Origin of the sequence: Streptomyces iconiensis (genome assembly GCF_028657195.3) — a bacterium.
Lineage (GTDB): Bacteria > Actinomycetota > Actinomycetes > Streptomycetales > Streptomycetaceae > Streptomyces > Streptomyces iconiensis.
Window position 1 is genome coordinate 184767 of record NZ_JANCPR020000014.1, and the last position, 15326, is coordinate 200092.

Sequence of the window (15326 nt, forward strand, 5' to 3'; positions counted from 1 at the left end):
GAGAGCGGGCCGCGGGGCCGTTCAGCGTTTCAGCGTCGCGGCGCTCGCCACCAATACGGCGATGACGCACAGCAGCACCACGATGGCGTCCCGGACGAAGATGCCGGTGATCCCGCCGTGCCGGGCGACCTCTCCGGCCGCCTGGACCGCGTACGTCATCGGCATCACCTGGGAGAGGCCGTCGAGCGCCCCGTGCATCTCCGAGCGGGGCAGGAACAGGCCGCACAGCAGGAACTGCGGCAGCACCCCGGCAGGCAGGAACTGCACCGCCTGGAACTCGTTGCGCGCGAAAGCGCTGACCAACAGGCCCAGCGCGAGACCGAGAAGCGCGCCGAGCATGGCGATGGCCATCAGCAGATAGGCGGGCCCCTTCGTGTCGAGCCCCAGCGGCCATACGACGAGCAGGGTGGAGGCGAGGGCCTGGAGGAGGGCGAGGAACCCGAACGCCAGGCTGTAGCCGAGGATGATGTCCAGGCGCTGCACGGGCAGCGTCAACAGCCGTTCCGCCGTACCGCTGGTGCGCTCGCGCAGCATGGAGACCGAGGCCACCAGGTACATCACGATCAGCGGGAAGACTCCGAACACCTGGGGCCCGACCCGCTCGAAGGTGCTGTTGGTGTGGTCGAACATGAGCTTCAGCAGCACCATCAGCATGCACGGGATGCCCAGCATCAGCACGATGCTGCCCCGGTCCCTGGAGAGCTGGCGCAGCACGCGCCTCGCGGTGGACAGGGTCACGCTCAGGGTGAAGGGCAACTGCCTGCGGGAGGACTTCACGAACAGGGCTCCTCGGGGAAGAAGGACAGCGACAGCGGTTCCGGCAGTGCCTCTCCCAGCAGCGGGGACGAGCCGGCCTCTCCCAGCGCCGCCCCCCGTCCGCGCCGCGCGGGACCGCATGCGGACTCCTTGCGGGGCACCAGCCGCGCGAACGCCTCCTCGACGCTGCCGCTCCCGGTGTGCGCGAGCAGTTCGGCACGGTTGCAGGAGGCCAGCAGTTGCCCCTCGCGCATCAGCAGCAGCCGGTCGCAGCGGTCCGCCTCGTCCATGACGTGACTGGAGACCATCAGGGTGGTTCCTCCCTCGGCGAGCCTGCGGAACACGCTCCACAGCTCGCGGCGTACCAACGGGTCGAGTCCCACCGTCGGTTCGTCCATGACCAGCAGATCGGGCGTGCCCAGCAGCGCCACAGCGAGGGAGACGCGTGAGTACTGGCCCCCCGACAGCCGCTTGACCGGGCGGTCGGCGTACTCGGCCAGATCCACTTCCTTGATCACTCGTACGACAGCGTTCTCCCGCCGCCACCCGCGCAGTCCCAGCGCGGCCGAGAAGTACTGGAGGTTCTCCAGCACCGTCAGGTCCGCGTAGACGGAGGGCGCCTGGGTCACATAGCCGACCCGGGTACGCAGGGCCTTGGCCCCTGCCGAGTGGCACAGGACCTGCACATGCCCTGTGGTCCCGCCCTGGATGCCCATGACGCAGCGCAGCAGGGTCGTCTTGCCGCAGCCGCTGGGCCCCAGCAGGCCCACGATGGTGCCGCGCGGTACGCCGAAGCTGATGTCGGACAGCAGCTGGGTCCGGCCCCGGGTCACCCCCAGGCCGTAGGCGCTGACGGCCAGTGGCTCACCGGCCGTTGCCCGCCGTTCGGATGGTCTCGCGCTCTCCGGCGACATGCCCTCCCCTGGTGTGCGGCTCTCTCCCGACGCGCCACCGCTCGTCCTGCCCTCACGGGGCGCGCCCTTCCGCAACGCGCCTTCCCGGTACGGTTTCAGTGGTCCCTCCGGATCAACGACCTGGCCAGGTCGTGCAGTTGGCGGTACACATGGCCCACGGGTTCGGCCCCGGAGAGCGCGCGCATGGCGTGATCCACCTGCCGCGCCGCCTCCTGTTCCGCAGCCGCCCTGCCGCCGGCCTCTTCGATCAGCCGCGTCGCCCGGTGCACGTCCTGGGCGCTGAACGGATCGCTCTGCCCGTACAGCGCGTTGAGGTCCCGGCCCGCCTGGTTGTCGGCGGCCAGCGCCGCCACGACAGGCAGGGACTTCTTACGGGCCGCGACATCGGCGCCCACCGGTTTGCCGCTGCGTTCGGGCAGGCCCCAGATGCCCAGGACGTCGTCGGCGCACTGGAAGGCGATCCCCAGATGCCGGCCGAAGTCCCTCAGCTTGTTCACCCGCCGTTCCGGCAGCCCCGGCAGCAGCCCGCCCAGGGCGCACGCGCAACCGGTCAGCGCGCCGGTCTTGCCGGCGGCCATCTCCAGGTACTCGGCCACCGAGATACGTTCGGCCTTCTCGAACGCGACATCCTGGCTCTGCCCCAGCAACAGCCGCTCCAGCGCCGCCGCCAGCTCCCGCACCGCGCGACCGCCCGCAGGCCCCGGCGCCTTGGCCAGGTGGCCCATGGCGCGCGCGAGCAGTGCGTCACCGACGAGCACGGCCGTCGGTGTCCCGAACTCCTTCCACACGGCGGGCCGGTGGCGCCGCAGCGGGTCCGCGTCGATGACGTCGTCGTGTACGAGGGAGAAGTCGTGCACGAGCTCAACGGCGACGGCCCCCGCGAGCACGGAGGCGGGCTCGGCGCCCACCGCCGCCGCCGACAGGAAAGCCAACGCGGGCCGCAGCGCCTTGCCTCCGCCGTCCTGGCCGGTCGGCGCGGCCGTGCCGGGGACCGCGGTCTTCCATCCCCTGTGAAAGGCGACGACCTCCCGCTCGGCCACCGGCAGCTCTTCCAGGGCCGCTCTCAGAGCCGGAGTGACCAGATTCCTCGACCATGTGAAGACGTCCGCCCCGGAGAATGCCGGAGCTGTCCCCGCCGCCGACGATGACCCGTGAGACCTGTGCACGCGCACCAGCTAACCGACCGCCACGAGCGACACGCCAGGGCTGCCACGAGTGGCCACCGGAACGGGTAATGGCAGGTCAGGCCATATGAAGAGCGGACAGCTGACGCGTGCGACCGTCCGTGGTTCCCTGTACGGATGGGCTGCGGGGGTGCCTCGGCGTACCCAACCGCCGTACGGGAGGCGGCCGTTGAGGGCGTGAGGCGGTAGGGGCGCGGGCAGACTGACGGCCGTGGCCCAGTGCCCCCGCACCGGGCCACGGCCGTCAGGTCGAGGCGCTCAGACGCTCAAGCTCTCACACGAGGCGGAACCTCTGGTTCGCGCCGCCGTTCCAGCGGTACTGGATGATCTGCGCACGGTCGGCCTGGCTGGCGCCCTGCACGTCGAAGTACTTGTTCGCGAAGGTCTTGATGGCCACGCGGCCGTTTCCGGCGTTGACGAACTGGAATTTCTGGTTGGCGCCGTTGTGGCAGCGGTACTGGATGAGGCGTGCGCGGTCGGCGTGGCTGGCGCCTTCCACGTCCAGGCATTTGCCGGCGAAGGTCCTGATCTCCCAGGTGTTGCCGCCCAGGCTCCGCAGCCGGAACTTCTGGTTGGCGCCGTTGTGGCAGCGGTACTGGATGAGGCGTGCGCGGTCGGCGTGGCTGGCGCCTTCCACGTCCAGGCACTTGCCGGCGAAGGTCCTGATCTGCACGACCCTGTCGACTGCCGCGGTGGGTGCCTTGGCCGTCGCGGCTCCGGCGGCCTGCGCCCCTGTGGACATACCGCCTGCCACGGCGGCTGCGGTGACAGCGGCGACGGAGAGACAACGCAGAGCTGTTGAACGAACGCGCATGTGGACCACCCCTCTTGTACGGGAGCACCTCGGTGAGTGCTGCCTGCGAGAGAGACTGGACCATCGGTGTTCACCGGAAAAGCTATTATGACCGTATTCACCGGTAAGTGTGGCTCATGCGCCGTAAACCTATGATTCGTCAGTCATTGGGGCGCAGGGCGGCCAACTGCTGCTCGAACGGCACGACTTCGTCCTCCTGCGCCCCGGCCGGGAAGCGGCCGGGGGTGAGCAGGCCGGCGAACTCGCCGCCCGCGCGGGCGATGCGGCGGGGGAGGGACGGGGTCACTCCGTCGTCCGGCGCCGCCCAGTCGTCGGTCGCCGCGTACACAGCCGTGGGAACGGTCACCGCGCGCAGATACGCGAACAGGGGCCGCATGGCGTGCTCCAGCACCAGCGAGTGGCGGGGGCTGCCTCCGGTGGCGCCGAGCAGCACGGGCTTGGCGCGCAGCGCGTCCTCGTCCGTCATCCCGACGACGTCGAAGAACGACTTGAACAGGCCGCTGTAGGAGGCGGAGAAGACCGGGGTGACGGCGATCAGACCGTCGGCCTCCCTCACCGTTTCCAGCGCGCTGCGCAGGGCGCCGCCGGGGAAGCCGGTGACGAAGGTGTGGGCGATCTCCGAGGCCAGCTCGCGCAGTTCGAGTACCTCGGTCTCGACCTGGAACTCGGCCCCGTGGCCGTTGCTGTCGCTGTCGCCGCTGCCCTGTCCGGCCGGCGCGAGGCGCGTTGCCTCGGCCAGCCGGTCGGCCAGGAGGCGGGTGGAGGAGGGCTCGCCGATGCCGGCGGAGACAACGGCGAGCTTCACTGTGCTTCCGGAGGTCCCGGAGGTCCCGGAGGTCATACGGTGGCCTCTCCCTTCTCGTCGGCCCGTGCGGCAGCGGCCTGAGCAGCGGCGACCCGGGCCGCGTGCGTGGGCGCTTCGGCCGTGCCGGCGGGGCGCCCGGCGGCCATCTCCTTGCGGAGCACGGGGACGACCTCCTCGCCCAGCATGTCGATCTGCTCAAGGACGGTCTTGAGCGGCAGCCCCGCGTGGTCCATCAGGAACAGCTGGCGCTGGTAGTCGCCGAAGGACTCGCGGAAGGTCAGGGTCTTCTCGATGACCTCCTGGGGGCTGCCGACGGTCAGCGGCGTCTCGGACGTGAACTCCTCCAGCGTGGGCCCGTGTCCGTACACGGGCGCGTTGTCGAAGTACGGACGGAACTCACGGACAGCGTCCTGGGAGTTCCTCCGCATGAACACCTGGCCGCCGAGCCCGACGAGCGCCTGCTCACGGGTGCCGTGGCCGTAGTGCTCGAAGCGGTCGCGGTAGAGGTTGATCAGCTTCTTGAAGTGGCCCTTGGGCCAGAAGATGTTGTTGGCGAAGAAGCCGTCCCCGTAGTAGGCGGCCTGTTCGGCGATCTCCGGGCTGCGGATGGAGCCGTGCCACACGAACGGCGGGACGCCGTCGAGCGGGCGCGGGGTCGAGGTGAAGCCCTGCAGGGGTGTGCGGAAGCGGCCCTGCCAGTCGACCACGTCCTCGGTCCACAGCCTGCGCAGCAGCGCGTAGTTCTCGATGGCCAGCGGGATGCCCTGCCGGATGTCCTGGCCGAACCAGGGGTAGACGGGGCCCGTGTTCCCGCGCCCCATCATCACGTCGACGCGGCCGTCGGCGACGTGCTGGAGCATCGCGAAGTCCTCGGCGATCTTCACAGGATCGTTGGTGGTGATGAGGGTGGTGGCGGTCGAGAGGATCAGGTTCTCGGTGCGCGCGGCGATGTGGCCGAGCATGGTCGTCGGCGACGACGGTACGAACGGCGGGTTGTGGTGCTCGCCGGTGGCGAAGACGTCGAGCCCGACCTCCTCGGCCTTGCGGGCAATGGTGAGGATCGCCTTGATCCGCTCGTGCTCGGTCGGCGTACGCCCCGTCGTGGGATCGGGTGTCACGTCGCCGACGCTGAAGAGCCCGAACTGCAGGGGGGTGGTGGCCGTGGCCGTCATGGTGCTCGCCGTCCCGTCCGCTCGTGGGAGTAGTTGACTGTTGAACTACATCCCTCAATGCTCCCAGGCCGTCCCGCATTCCCGGGACCCGGGGTACGGCCCTGACCAGCGAGAACGTACGGCCACACGGCCGCGGCGGGTCAGCTCGCCGCCCCTCCGGCCAGCATACGAGCGGGGTTGTCCCGCGTCAGATTGGCGATCAGCGCACGGTCCAGCCCCCGCGCTGCCAGCAGCTCGGCGAAGACGGTGGGCACGAACGTGAAGCCGTTGCCGCCGTGCCGGGTCCACATCTGCTTCAGGAACAGGTCGTGGCTGAGCAGGAGCTGCCCCGCGTGCCCGCGCAGGGCGAGCCGGGCGACCGCGTCCGCCGTGTCCACGGCGGCAGGGGCCGCGCCCTCCTGCGGGAAGGTGACGTCCATGCCGATCATGTCGAACTCCAGCCACACCCCGCGTGCCGCGACCGCGTCCTGGTAGCCGGTGTCGTGCCCCGAGGGGTCCATGTGCGCCAGTACGACCCGGTCGGGCGCGACCCCGACCTCGTCCAGTACCAGGTCCAGCACCTCGTGCGCCCTGCGCTGCCAGCCGGGCAGGTGGAACATCAGCGGGATGTGCGGCCGGTCGAGCTGGGCCAGCGCCGCCGCCCGCACCGAGGCGCGCTCGGCCGCGGTGAAAGCGGGGGAGACCCCGATCTCGCCGATGATGCCCGGCCGCACGGCGTGCGGCCCCGTGCCGTGGTCCAGCTCGGCGACGACGGCCGCTGCCTGGGCCTCGACCTCGGCGGCCGAGATCCGGTCGCCCTCGAATCGTTCCAGGTAGGCCCCGCACCCCATGACCACATGCACGCCCCCGCGCCGCGCGGCCTGCCGCAGCAGCTCCGGGTCGCGGCCGATCGCCGCGCTGGAGGTGACATCGACGAGGGTGCCGCCGCCGCAGGAGCGGAAGGCCGCGATCTCCCCCAGGACGTCGTCCAGCGGCTTGGCGGCGACGTTGTCCCGGTTGCAGTACGGGTCGTGCCGCAGCGCCCACGCGACCGAGGCGCTGACCGGCTGGTCCGGGAGCGCCTCGGTGAACCCGTAGGCGGGCGGGTCCTGCACTCCGGACAGGTCGTTGAACAGGTGCTCGTGCGGCAGGACGAGCCCCAGCCGGTCGGCGGGCACCGGGCCCAGCACGGTCTGCACGCTCGGAGCGGCCCGGCCGCCGGCCGGAGCGGCGGCGGGTTCAGCGGGCTCGGGGGGTGTGGTAGGTCCGGTGGGCCCGGACGGGGCGGTGCTCATGACTGGCCTGCGACTTTCGTGCTGCGGGCGGGGATCATCGCGATACCGGCGGCGACGAGCGCCAGCACCGTACCGCCGATGGTCGCCAGGTGGACGTCCTCTCCCAGCGAGGGGCTGACGGCGCCGAGTATCAGGGAGCCCAGCAGCTGACCCGCGACGGACGAGAGCCCGAGCAGCAGCAGCCCGAGGCCGCGTACGAGCAGCGCCATGAAGGCGATCGAGAGCAGCCCCAGAGCGCCGCCCGTGTACATCCACCAGGCGTCGGGCAGCGCGAAGTGCCCTGAGCCGGTGGCGAGCCTGACGAGGTAGCCGACGAGCAGGACCGTGAAGCCGACGAGGAAGTTGAAGCCGATCGAGACCAGCATGGAGCCGCTGCTCCGTGCGACGGCCGCGTTGCCCGCCGGCTGCCAGCCGGCCAGCAGCCCCGCGGCGAACGGCAGCACGGCCAGGGCGACGGCGCCCGGCACGTGCAGTGCGGGAGAGATGGCGAGGGTGGTGGCGGCGACGGCCAGTACGGCGCCCAGCAGCCGGGGCGGCGAGACGGGCTGCTTGACCTCGGAGGTGACGCCGAAGCGGTCGCAGACGACACCGGATATGACCATGCCGCAGATCAGGGCGATCTGGAAGACGGCGACCCCGAGCGCGCCGACGGCGATCCCCTCGGAGAGGACGACGGCGCCGCCGCACAGGCCCGCCAGATAGTTCCACCAGCCGACCTCGCCGCCGCGGATCAGCCGGGGCAGCGCCAGGGCCTGACGGCGGGTGGTGCGCCGGGCGAAGACGATGAGGAACATCAGGATCAGGCCGCTGCCGAAGGAGATGACGGCGGCGGCGTTCCCGTCGCCGATCTCCTTTCCGAGGGCGCCGTTGACGGTGGACTGGAGCGGGCTGAGCGTGCCCGCCAGTACGGTCGCGACGACGAGCAGTGCCGTCGCCGTGCCGCGCGCCGAGCGCCGCTGGGACTCGGGCTGCCCGGCGTCCACGGCGGGTGAGGGTGCCGGGGGAGTCAGATGGGTCATCGTGTCGCCGCCCTTTCGCGCTGCGTTCTGGAGGGGGACCCGGGCACATCGGCGCCGGCGGGCAGAGAGCCCGGCCCGCCGTGCCGTGCGGTGGTGACCGAGGCCACGGCGCCCGCCCGGCGGGCGGACTCGACGGGGGAGGCGCCGCCGCGCGCCGGTACGCGGGTCGCCCGGCCTGCGCGGCGTGGCACGACGGCGCTGCCGCCGGCTCCGAGGGTGACGACGAGGTCCCCTTCCAGGGACAGCGTACGAGCCGGTGCCGCGACGTCGTCCACGGTGGCGGGGGCCCGTGAGGCACCCGCCGGGGCCGTGCCGGCCCGGGCCGCTCCCACAGCGCGACGGCCGGCGGCACCGGCCATGGAGACCCGGCGTCCGGGCCGCGCGGCGGCGACCGCCGGGTAGCCGCCGCGACCGCGCTTGCCGCCGATGGAACGGGCCGGCCCGGACGCCGCTGTCGTCTCTCCGTTACGGGGCAGCCGTGCGGCGCTCGGCCGCAGGTCCGTGCTGAGGCTGCCCACCACCGTGATCCCTGATGTCGGCATCGGGAGTCACTCCGCGCTTGCCGCGAGCCAGGAGATGGCCTGGTGGAACAGGCGCTGGTAGCCCTTCCACTCGATGAACTCGGTGGGGGCCCAGTGCGGGGAGATGTCGGAGGCGAAGGCCAGGGTGCGCCCCGCGCCCTCTTCCCGTACGGCCAGCAGCGGACGGGACTCGACCGTGGCGAGCACCTGGGCTTCCGGCTTCGCCGTGAGCTTCTGGTAGCCGAGCAGGATCGGCCAGGTGGCGTCCAGCCCGGCGGTCACCGGGTGGGCCTGGTCGGTCAGTTCGCCGGAGACGCCTTCGGGGCACTCCACGCGGTCGTCGTACGGGAGGATCGAGACGGGCAGCACGGCCTCGACGGCGGTGTCGTGGTAGTTGGCCTTGGCCTGGAAGCCCTGGAAGCTCAGGTAGCCGCCCGCCATCGCGAGGCCGCCGCCCTGGCGCACCCACTCGGCGAGCAGCTTCAGCCGGTTGGGGAAGGGACGCCCCTGCGCGAAGACCTGCGGGGGGAGCAGCAGCGAGTTGGCGCCGATGTCGGAGAGGATCACGACGTCGTAGGCGCCGAGCTTCTCCAGCGTCTCGGGGAAGTCGGTCGCCACCGCGTGCGAGGGCAGGTGGGTCACCTGGTGTCCCTCGGCCTCCAGCGCCTCGATGAGCGGGGTCGCGCCCACTTCGAGCTGTGCGTGCGGGAAGGCGTCGTAGCCCTTGAAATCGGTCGAGGCATTGATCCAGGACTCGCCTGCGAGGAGGACGCGGGCCATTCTTGTCTCCTAGTGTTGCGCAAATATTGCTCGGTATTGCCTTGTGTTGCGCAACGCTAAGTCCGCTGTTGTGCGCAGTCAATGGGTACGGCCGATGGGTGCCAACAGACGCTGCCCACGTGGGAGGCGAGTGCGGTCGAGGGGGAGGGAACGGGGAAGGTCGGTACACTCGGCAGCCGTATGCGCACACCGGCAAAGAGGAGAAGACCGTGACGCTGGCCCGTGTTGCGCAACACGCGCACGTCTCGGTCTCGACGGTGTCCCGGTATCTGCGCGGGCAGCTGAAGGTGAACCCGGAGACCGCCGAGCGCATCGACGCCGCGGTCCGCGAGCTGGGGTACGAGGCGCCGCCCTCCGCCGCGCCGCCGCCGGCGCCGGAGAACAGCCCCGTCGTCGCGCTGATCGTTCCCGACCTCGTCAACCCGTTCTTCGCCGAACTGGCCGAGGAGATCGCCGCGACGGCCGCCGCGAGCGGAGTGGCGCTCGTCGTCGGCGTCACCGGGCAGCAGGCCCGCCGCGAGTCCAGCCTGAGCGAACTGGTCGCGCGTACCGAGGCGGTGGACGGCATGATCTACGTCGGCATCCACCGCCGCAATCCCCGTCTCGTCAAGGCCATCAGCGGCGGGCTTCCCGTCGTCGTCCTGGACGAGGAGATCGCCGACACCTCGCGGGCCGACGCCATCTCCGTCGACAACTACGGCGGCGCCTACCAGGCCACCGCCTACCTCGCCCAGCTCGGGCACCGCCGTATCGCGCATGTCGCGGGCCCGCCCGAGCTGTCCACCAGCCGCGACCGGCTGCGCGGCTACCGCGAGGCGATGGAGCACGCAGGGCTGCCCGTGGACGAGGCACTCGTCCTGCACGGGCCCTACACCGAGCAGTTCGGCGCCAGTACCTTCCCGTACCTGACCGGCGCGGCCGAACCGCCCACCGCCGTCTTCGCCGGCAGCGACATCGTCGCCGTCGGCATGCTCTCGGCCGCCGGGCTGCACGGACTGCGCATCCCCGAGGACCTGTCCGTCGTCGGCTGCGACGGCATCCGCGTCGGCGAGTGGCTGCGGCCCAAGCTCACCACTCTCCAGCAGCCCGTCGCCGACCTGGCCCGCTCGGCGCTCGACCTCGTACAGGCCCGGATCGAGGACCCCGGCGGCGAGCGCGTCACCCGGGTCTTCCCGCTGCACCTCGTCATCCGCGGCTCGGCCACGGCCCCCGCCACCTGACCCCGGGCGCCGGGCCGGGCGGCCCGGCCGAGCCGATCCGCAGGCCGTGGATGCGGCCCGGGTCGCCGGTGTCTGGTGCAATGGTCGTGGGCCACCGCCGGCACCCGCGTAATCTGCGCGAAACGGGGAGGCGGGACGCTCATGGGTGTCACGTAAGCGGCCTGTGATCACGAGGTCCGGAGAGGCCGGCCGGACCAGCGAGGATGGGTGGATTAGCGATGGATAAACAGCAGGAGTTCGTGCTCCGGACGCTGGAGGAGCGCGACATCCGGTTCGTCCGGCTCTGGTTCACCGACGTTCTCGGGTTCCTCAAGTCCGTCGCCGTGGCGCCCGCCGAGCTTGAGCAGGCGTTCGACGAGGGCATGGGCTTCGACGGCTCCGCCATCGAGGGCTTCGCGCGGGTCTACGAGTCGGACATGATCGCCAAACCGGACCCCAGCACCTTCCAGATACTGCCGTGGCGGGCCGAGGCCCCGGGTACGGCCCGGATGTTCTGCGACATCCTCATGCCGGACGGTTCGCCGTCCTACGCCGACCCCCGCTACGTGCTCAAGCGGGCCCTCGCCCGCGCCTCCGACCTCGGCTTCACCTTCTACATCCACCCCGAGATAGAGTTCTTCCTGCTCAAGGACAAGCCCGTCGACGGCACCCGCCCGGTGCCCGCCGACTCCTCCGGGTACTTCGACCACACCCCGCAGAACGTCGGCATGGACTTCCGCCGCCAGGCCATCACGATGCTGGAGTCCATGGGGATCTCCGTCGAGTTCTCCCATCACGAAGGAGCCCCCGGCCAGCAGGAGATCGACCTGCGGTACGCGGACGCGCTGTCGACGGCCGACAACATCATGACGTTCCGCCTGGTCATGAAGCAGGTCGCGCTCGAACAGGGCGTCCAGGCCACCTTCATGCCCAAGCCGTTCTCGGAGTATCCCGGCTCCGGCATGCACACCCACCTCTCCCTCTTCGAGGGCGACCGCAACGCGTTCTACGAGTCGGGCTCCGAGTACCAGCTCTCCAAGGTCGGCCGCTCCTTCATCGCCGGCCTGCTCAAGCACGCCGGCGAGATCTCCGCCGTCACCAACCAGTGGGTCAACTCCTACAAGCGCATCTGGGGCGGTGCCAACCGCACGGCGGGAGAGGGCGGCGAGTCGCCCTCGTACATCTGCTGGGGCCACAACAACCGCTCGGCGCTCGTGCGCGTGCCCATGTACAAGCCGGGCAAGACCGGCTCGACGCGGATCGAGATGCGCTCCCTCGACGCCGGAGCCAACCCCTACCTCGCCTACGCCGTCCTGCTCGCCGCCGGGCTCAAGGGCATCGAGGAGAGCTACGAGCTGCCGCCCGGCGCCGACGACGACGTATGGGCGCTCTCCGACGCCGAGCGGCGCGCGATGGGCATCGAGCCGCTGCCGCAGAACCTCGGCGAGGCCATCAGCCTCATGGAGCGCAGCGAACTCGTCGCCCAGACGCTGGGCGAGCATGTCTTCGACTTCTTCCTGCGCAACAAGAAGCAGGAGTGGGAGGAGTACCGCTCCGAGGTGACCGCGTTCGAGCTGCGCAAGTCGTTGCCCGTGCTGTAATGCCACGCCCGACGTGTCCGCGGGCACGCCCCTCCCGTTGCGCCGTGGGGCACGGCCCGCCGTTGGGCGACGCACGCCCGCCGCCGGGTACGCCCGTCGTGCCCGGGCAGGCGCGGCCGGTGGGGCTGGTGGGCGTGGTGCGGTCGGTGTGTGGAGACGAGAGGAGCCTTCAGGTGGTCAGCGGACGGCCGGACAGTGCGTTCAGGAGGCTGCTGCGGTACGGGTTCGCGGACCCGGCGGCAGCGGCACGGCTGCTGGACGAACCCGAACTGGCGACGCTGCGCACCGACACCCTCTTCCTCGACGCGCTCGGCGCCACGGCCGACCCCGACCTCGCGCTGATCGGACTCGTCCGGCTCGTCGAGGCGCTGGACACCGAGGCGCAGACCCTTCTGGACACCGTGCGCACCGCCAAGCCCCTGCGCGACCGGCTGCTCGGAGTGCTCGGCGCCTCCGCCGCGCTCGCCGACCACCTGGCCACGCACCCGCACGACTGGAAGGCCCTGGTCACCTACGAGTCCACGGACCTGCACCCCGGTGTCGAGGAGTTCGAGGAAGCGCTCAGCGACGTCGTCAGCCCCGACACCTTGCGCGTCGCCTACCGCCGCGCGATCCTGTCGATCGCGGCCCGCGACGTGTGCGGGACCAGCGATGTCGCCGAGACCGCCGCCGAACTCGCCGACCTGGCCACCGCCACCCTGCGCGCCGCGCTCCGGCTCGCCGAGGCCGAGGCACCCGAGGACGCCGCGCTGTGCAGGCTCGCCGTCATCGCCATGGGCAAGTGCGGCGGCCACGAGCTGAACTACGTCTCCGACGTGGATGTCGTCTACGTCGCCGAGCCTGCGGGCGGCGGACCGGCTGACAGGGAGGCGAGGGAGGCGAGGGGAGCGGACGGGACGAACGCGACGAACGGAGCGAAGGGCGCCGGCGGGGGCGACGCCGAGGGCGAGGCGCTCAGGGCCGCTACCCGGCTGGCGGCGCACATGATGCGCATCTGCTCCGACAGCACACCCGAGGGCACCATCTGGCCCGTCGACGCCAACCTCCGCCCCGAGGGCCGCAACGGACCCCTCGTACGGACCCTCAGCAGCCATGTCGCCTACTACCAACGGTGGGCCAAGACCTGGGAGTTCCAGGCCCTCCTCAAGGCCAGGCCGGTCGCAGGGGACCTCGCGCTCGGTGCGGAGTACGTCGAGGCCGTCGCGCCGATGGTGTGGCAGGCGGCCGACCGCGAGAACTTCGTCACCGACACCCAGCAGATGCGCCGCCGCGTCGTCGCCAGCATCCCCGCCGCGCAGCTCGACCGCGAGCTGAAGCTCGGCCCCGGCGGGCTGCGCGACGTCGAGTTCGCCGTACAGCTGCTCCAACTCGTGCACGGCCGCGGCGACCCCACACTCCGCAGCTCCACCACGCTCGACGCACTCGACGCGCTCGCCGCCGGCGGCTACGTCGGACGCCAGGACGCCGCCTCGCTCGACTCCGCGTACCGCTTCCTGCGCACCATGGAGCACCGCATCCAGCTCTACCAGATGCGCCGCACCCACCTCATGCCCTCCTCCGACGCGGACCAGCGGCGCCTGGGCCGCTCCCTCGGCTACCGCAGCGAGCCCGTCGCCGAGCTGCACAAGGCGTGGCGGCGGCACGCCGCCGCCGTACGGCGCCTGCACGAGAAGCTCTTCTACCGGCCGCTCCTCGACGCCGTGGCACAGCTGGACGTGGGCGAGGCGCGGCTGTCCCCGAAGGCCGCGGTCCAGCGCCTCGAAGCGCTCGGCTACGCCGACCCCGGCGCTGCCCTGCGCCACCTGGAGGCCCTCGCCTCCGGCGTCAGCCGCAAGGCGGCCATCCAGCGCACCCTGCTGCCCGTACTGCTCGGCTGGTTCGCCGACTCGGCCGACCCCGACGCCGGGCTCCTCGGCTTCCGCAAGGTCTCCGACGCGCTCGGCAAGACCCCCTGGTACCTGCGGCTCCTGCGCGACGAGGGCGCGGCGGCCGAGAACCTCGCCCGCGTGCTGTCCGCCGGCCGCTACGCCCCCGACCTGCTGCTGCGTGCCCCCGAGGCCGTGGCGATCCTCGGTGACGAGCACGGACTGCGGCCCCGCAGCAGGACCGCGCTCGTGCAGGAGACGCTGTCAGCGGTCGGCCGCGCCGGAGACGCCGAACAGGCCGTCGTCGCGGCGCGCGGTGTGCGCCGCCGCGAGCTGTTCCGTACCGCGGCGGCCGACCTCATCGGTGCCTACGGGACCGAGGGCGCCGCGCCCCAGGACCCGGCCGCCTCCCTCGACCGCGTCGGTGACGCGCTCACCGACCTCAACTCCGCCACCCTCTCCGGCGCGCTGCGCGCCGCCGTGGGCGCCCAGTGGGGCGACGAGCTTCCCGCCAGGTTCACCGTCATCGGGCTCGGCCGCTTCGGCGGGCACGAGATGGGATACGGCTCCGACGCCGATGTCCTCTTCGTCCACGAACCGCGGGACGGGATCGACGAGCAGGAGGCGGGCAAGGCCGCCTTCGCCGTCGCCACCGAGATGCGGCGGCTGCTGCAGCTGCCCACCGCCGATCCGCCGCTGGTCATCGACGCCGACCTGCGTCCGGAGGGCAAGTCGGGGGCGCTCGTGCGCTCGCTCAGCTCGTACGCCGCGTACTACCGGCGCTGGTCGCTGGTGTGGGAGAGCCAGGCGCTGCTGCGTGCGCAGTACGTCGCGGGGGACGAGGACCTGGGGGCGCGGTTCCTCGCGCTCGTCGATCCGCTGCGGTATCCGGTGGGCGGGCCCGACGACGACGCCGTCCGGGAGATCCGGCGCCTCAAGGCGCGGATGGAGAGCGAGCGGCTGCCGCGGGGCGCCGACCCCACGACCCATATGAAGCTCGGGCGTGGGGGGCTTACGGATGTCGAGTGGACCGTGCAGCTTTTGCAGTTGCGGCATGGGGCGGAGGTCGCCGGGCTGCGGACCACGCGGACGCGGGCCGCGTTGGCCGCTGCGCTCGCGGCGGGCCTGCTGGGGCAGGAGGACGCGCGTGTCCTCGACGAGGCGTGGGTGCTGGCTTCGCGGCTGCGTAACGCGGTGACGTTGGTGCGGGGGGTGCGGGGGCGGCCCGCGGACACGTTTCCTTCGGAGTCGCGGGAGCTGGCGGGGGTGGGGCGGTATCTGGGGTATGGGCCGGGGCATGTGGGGGAGATGCTGGACGACTCCCGTCGGGTGACTCGGCGGGCTCGGTTGGTTGTTGAGCGGTTGTTCTATGGCGCTGCGTAGGCGTGCGGGCTTCGCCCCCTGCGCCTGTTTGTTCTTGGG

At 71.6% G+C, this 15326-nt stretch carries 13 protein-coding genes; 3 read left to right on the forward strand and 10 right to left on the reverse strand.

The annotated features are described in order from the left end of the window. Positions 1–21: 21 nt before the first annotated feature. From NMN56_RS16655 to NMN56_RS16700, 10 genes are all read right to left on the reverse strand, one after another. Complete coding sequence (locus NMN56_RS16655) at positions 22–777, reverse strand: ABC transporter permease (RefSeq protein WP_274039489.1); 756 nt, start codon at positions 775–777, stop codon at positions 22–24. Next, positions 774–1670, reverse strand: coding sequence for an ABC transporter ATP-binding protein (locus NMN56_RS16660; protein WP_274039488.1), 897 nt, complete (start codon positions 1668–1670; stop codon positions 774–776). The genes NMN56_RS16655 and NMN56_RS16660 overlap by 4 nt, the downstream gene beginning before the upstream one ends. A 95-nt stretch (positions 1671–1765) precedes the next feature. After that, positions 1766–2710 (reverse strand): polyprenyl synthetase family protein, encoded by a 945-nt coding sequence (locus NMN56_RS16665; RefSeq protein WP_274039487.1) that lies wholly within the window; start codon positions 2708–2710, stop codon positions 1766–1768. Between the two features lie 418 nt (positions 2711–3128). After that, positions 3129–3668 (reverse strand): RICIN domain-containing protein, encoded by a 540-nt coding sequence (locus NMN56_RS16670; RefSeq protein ID WP_274039486.1) that lies wholly within the window; start codon positions 3666–3668, stop codon positions 3129–3131. 139 nt (positions 3669–3807) lie between these two features. Beyond that, the gene (locus NMN56_RS16675; protein ID WP_274039485.1) at positions 3808–4509 is read right to left on the reverse strand and encodes an FMN reductase; all 702 of its coding nucleotides are present in this window, start codon (positions 4507–4509) and stop codon (positions 3808–3810) included. Continuing rightward, a complete protein-coding gene (locus NMN56_RS16680) occupies positions 4506–5621 on the reverse strand; it encodes an LLM class flavin-dependent oxidoreductase (protein ID WP_274039956.1) in 1116 nt (371 codons plus the stop codon). Before NMN56_RS16680 ends, NMN56_RS16675 begins: the two co-directional genes overlap by 4 nt. 164 nt (positions 5622–5785) lie before the next feature. Then, positions 5786–6823: a phosphotriesterase family protein gene (locus tag NMN56_RS16685; RefSeq protein ID WP_280842605.1), complete on the reverse strand. Its 1038-nt coding sequence runs from the start codon at positions 6821–6823 to the stop codon at positions 5786–5788. Positions 6824–6915: 92 nt separating this feature from the next. After that, on the reverse strand, positions 6916–7938 hold the full coding sequence (locus tag NMN56_RS16690; RefSeq protein ID WP_274039483.1) for a DMT family transporter: 1023 nt from the start codon (positions 7936–7938) through the stop codon (positions 6916–6918). Then, the gene (locus NMN56_RS16695; RefSeq protein ID WP_274039482.1) at positions 7935–8480 is read right to left on the reverse strand and encodes a hypothetical protein; all 546 of its coding nucleotides are present in this window, start codon (positions 8478–8480) and stop codon (positions 7935–7937) included. The genes NMN56_RS16690 and NMN56_RS16695 overlap by 4 nt, the downstream gene beginning before the upstream one ends. Positions 8481–8486: 6 nt before the next feature. Then, positions 8487–9239 carry a glutamine amidotransferase gene (locus tag NMN56_RS16700; protein ID WP_274039481.1) on the reverse strand — a complete coding sequence of 251 codons (753 nt, stop codon included), beginning with the start codon at positions 9237–9239 and terminating at the stop codon, positions 8487–8489. 209 nt (positions 9240–9448) lie between these two features. Between NMN56_RS16700 and NMN56_RS16705 the strand changes: the two genes are divergently transcribed. From NMN56_RS16705 to NMN56_RS16715, 3 genes are all read left to right on the forward strand, one after another. After that, positions 9449–10459, forward strand: a complete 1011-nt coding sequence (locus NMN56_RS16705; protein WP_274039480.1) for a LacI family DNA-binding transcriptional regulator — start codon at positions 9449–9451, stop codon at positions 10457–10459. Positions 10460–10677: 218 nt separating this feature from the next. Then, positions 10678–12039 (forward strand): glutamine synthetase family protein, encoded by a 1362-nt coding sequence (locus tag NMN56_RS16710; protein ID WP_274039479.1) that lies wholly within the window; start codon positions 10678–10680, stop codon positions 12037–12039. Positions 12040–12212: 173 nt separating this feature from the next. Further along, on the forward strand, positions 12213–15287 hold the full coding sequence (locus NMN56_RS16715; RefSeq protein ID WP_283742488.1) for a bifunctional [glutamine synthetase] adenylyltransferase/[glutamine synthetase]-adenylyl-L-tyrosine phosphorylase: 3075 nt from the start codon (positions 12213–12215) through the stop codon (positions 15285–15287). The last annotated feature ends 39 nt before the right edge of the window (positions 15288–15326 follow it).

Excerpts from the sequence above, each read along its gene's own strand:
- NMN56_RS16660 (WP_274039488.1), bottom strand. The coding sequence starts at position 1,670 with ATGTCGCCGGAGAGCGCGAGACCATCCGAACGGCGGGCAACGGCCGGT.
- NMN56_RS16670 (WP_274039486.1), bottom strand. The coding sequence starts at position 3,668 with ATGCGCGTTCGTTCAACAGCTCTGCGTTGTCTCTCCGTCGCCGCTGTC.
- NMN56_RS16675 (WP_274039485.1), bottom strand. The coding sequence starts at position 4,509 with ATGACCTCCGGGACCTCCGGGACCTCCGGAAGCACAGTGAAGCTCGCC.
- NMN56_RS16690 (WP_274039483.1), bottom strand. The coding sequence starts at position 7,938 with ATGACCCATCTGACTCCCCCGGCACCCTCACCCGCCGTGGACGCCGGG.
- NMN56_RS16695 (WP_274039482.1), bottom strand. The coding sequence starts at position 8,480 with ATGCCGACATCAGGGATCACGGTGGTGGGCAGCCTCAGCACGGACCTG.
- NMN56_RS16700 (WP_274039481.1), bottom strand. The coding sequence starts at position 9,239 with ATGGCCCGCGTCCTCCTCGCAGGCGAGTCCTGGATCAATGCCTCGACC.
- NMN56_RS16710 (WP_274039479.1), top strand. The coding sequence starts at position 10,678 with ATGGATAAACAGCAGGAGTTCGTGCTCCGGACGCTGGAGGAGCGCGAC.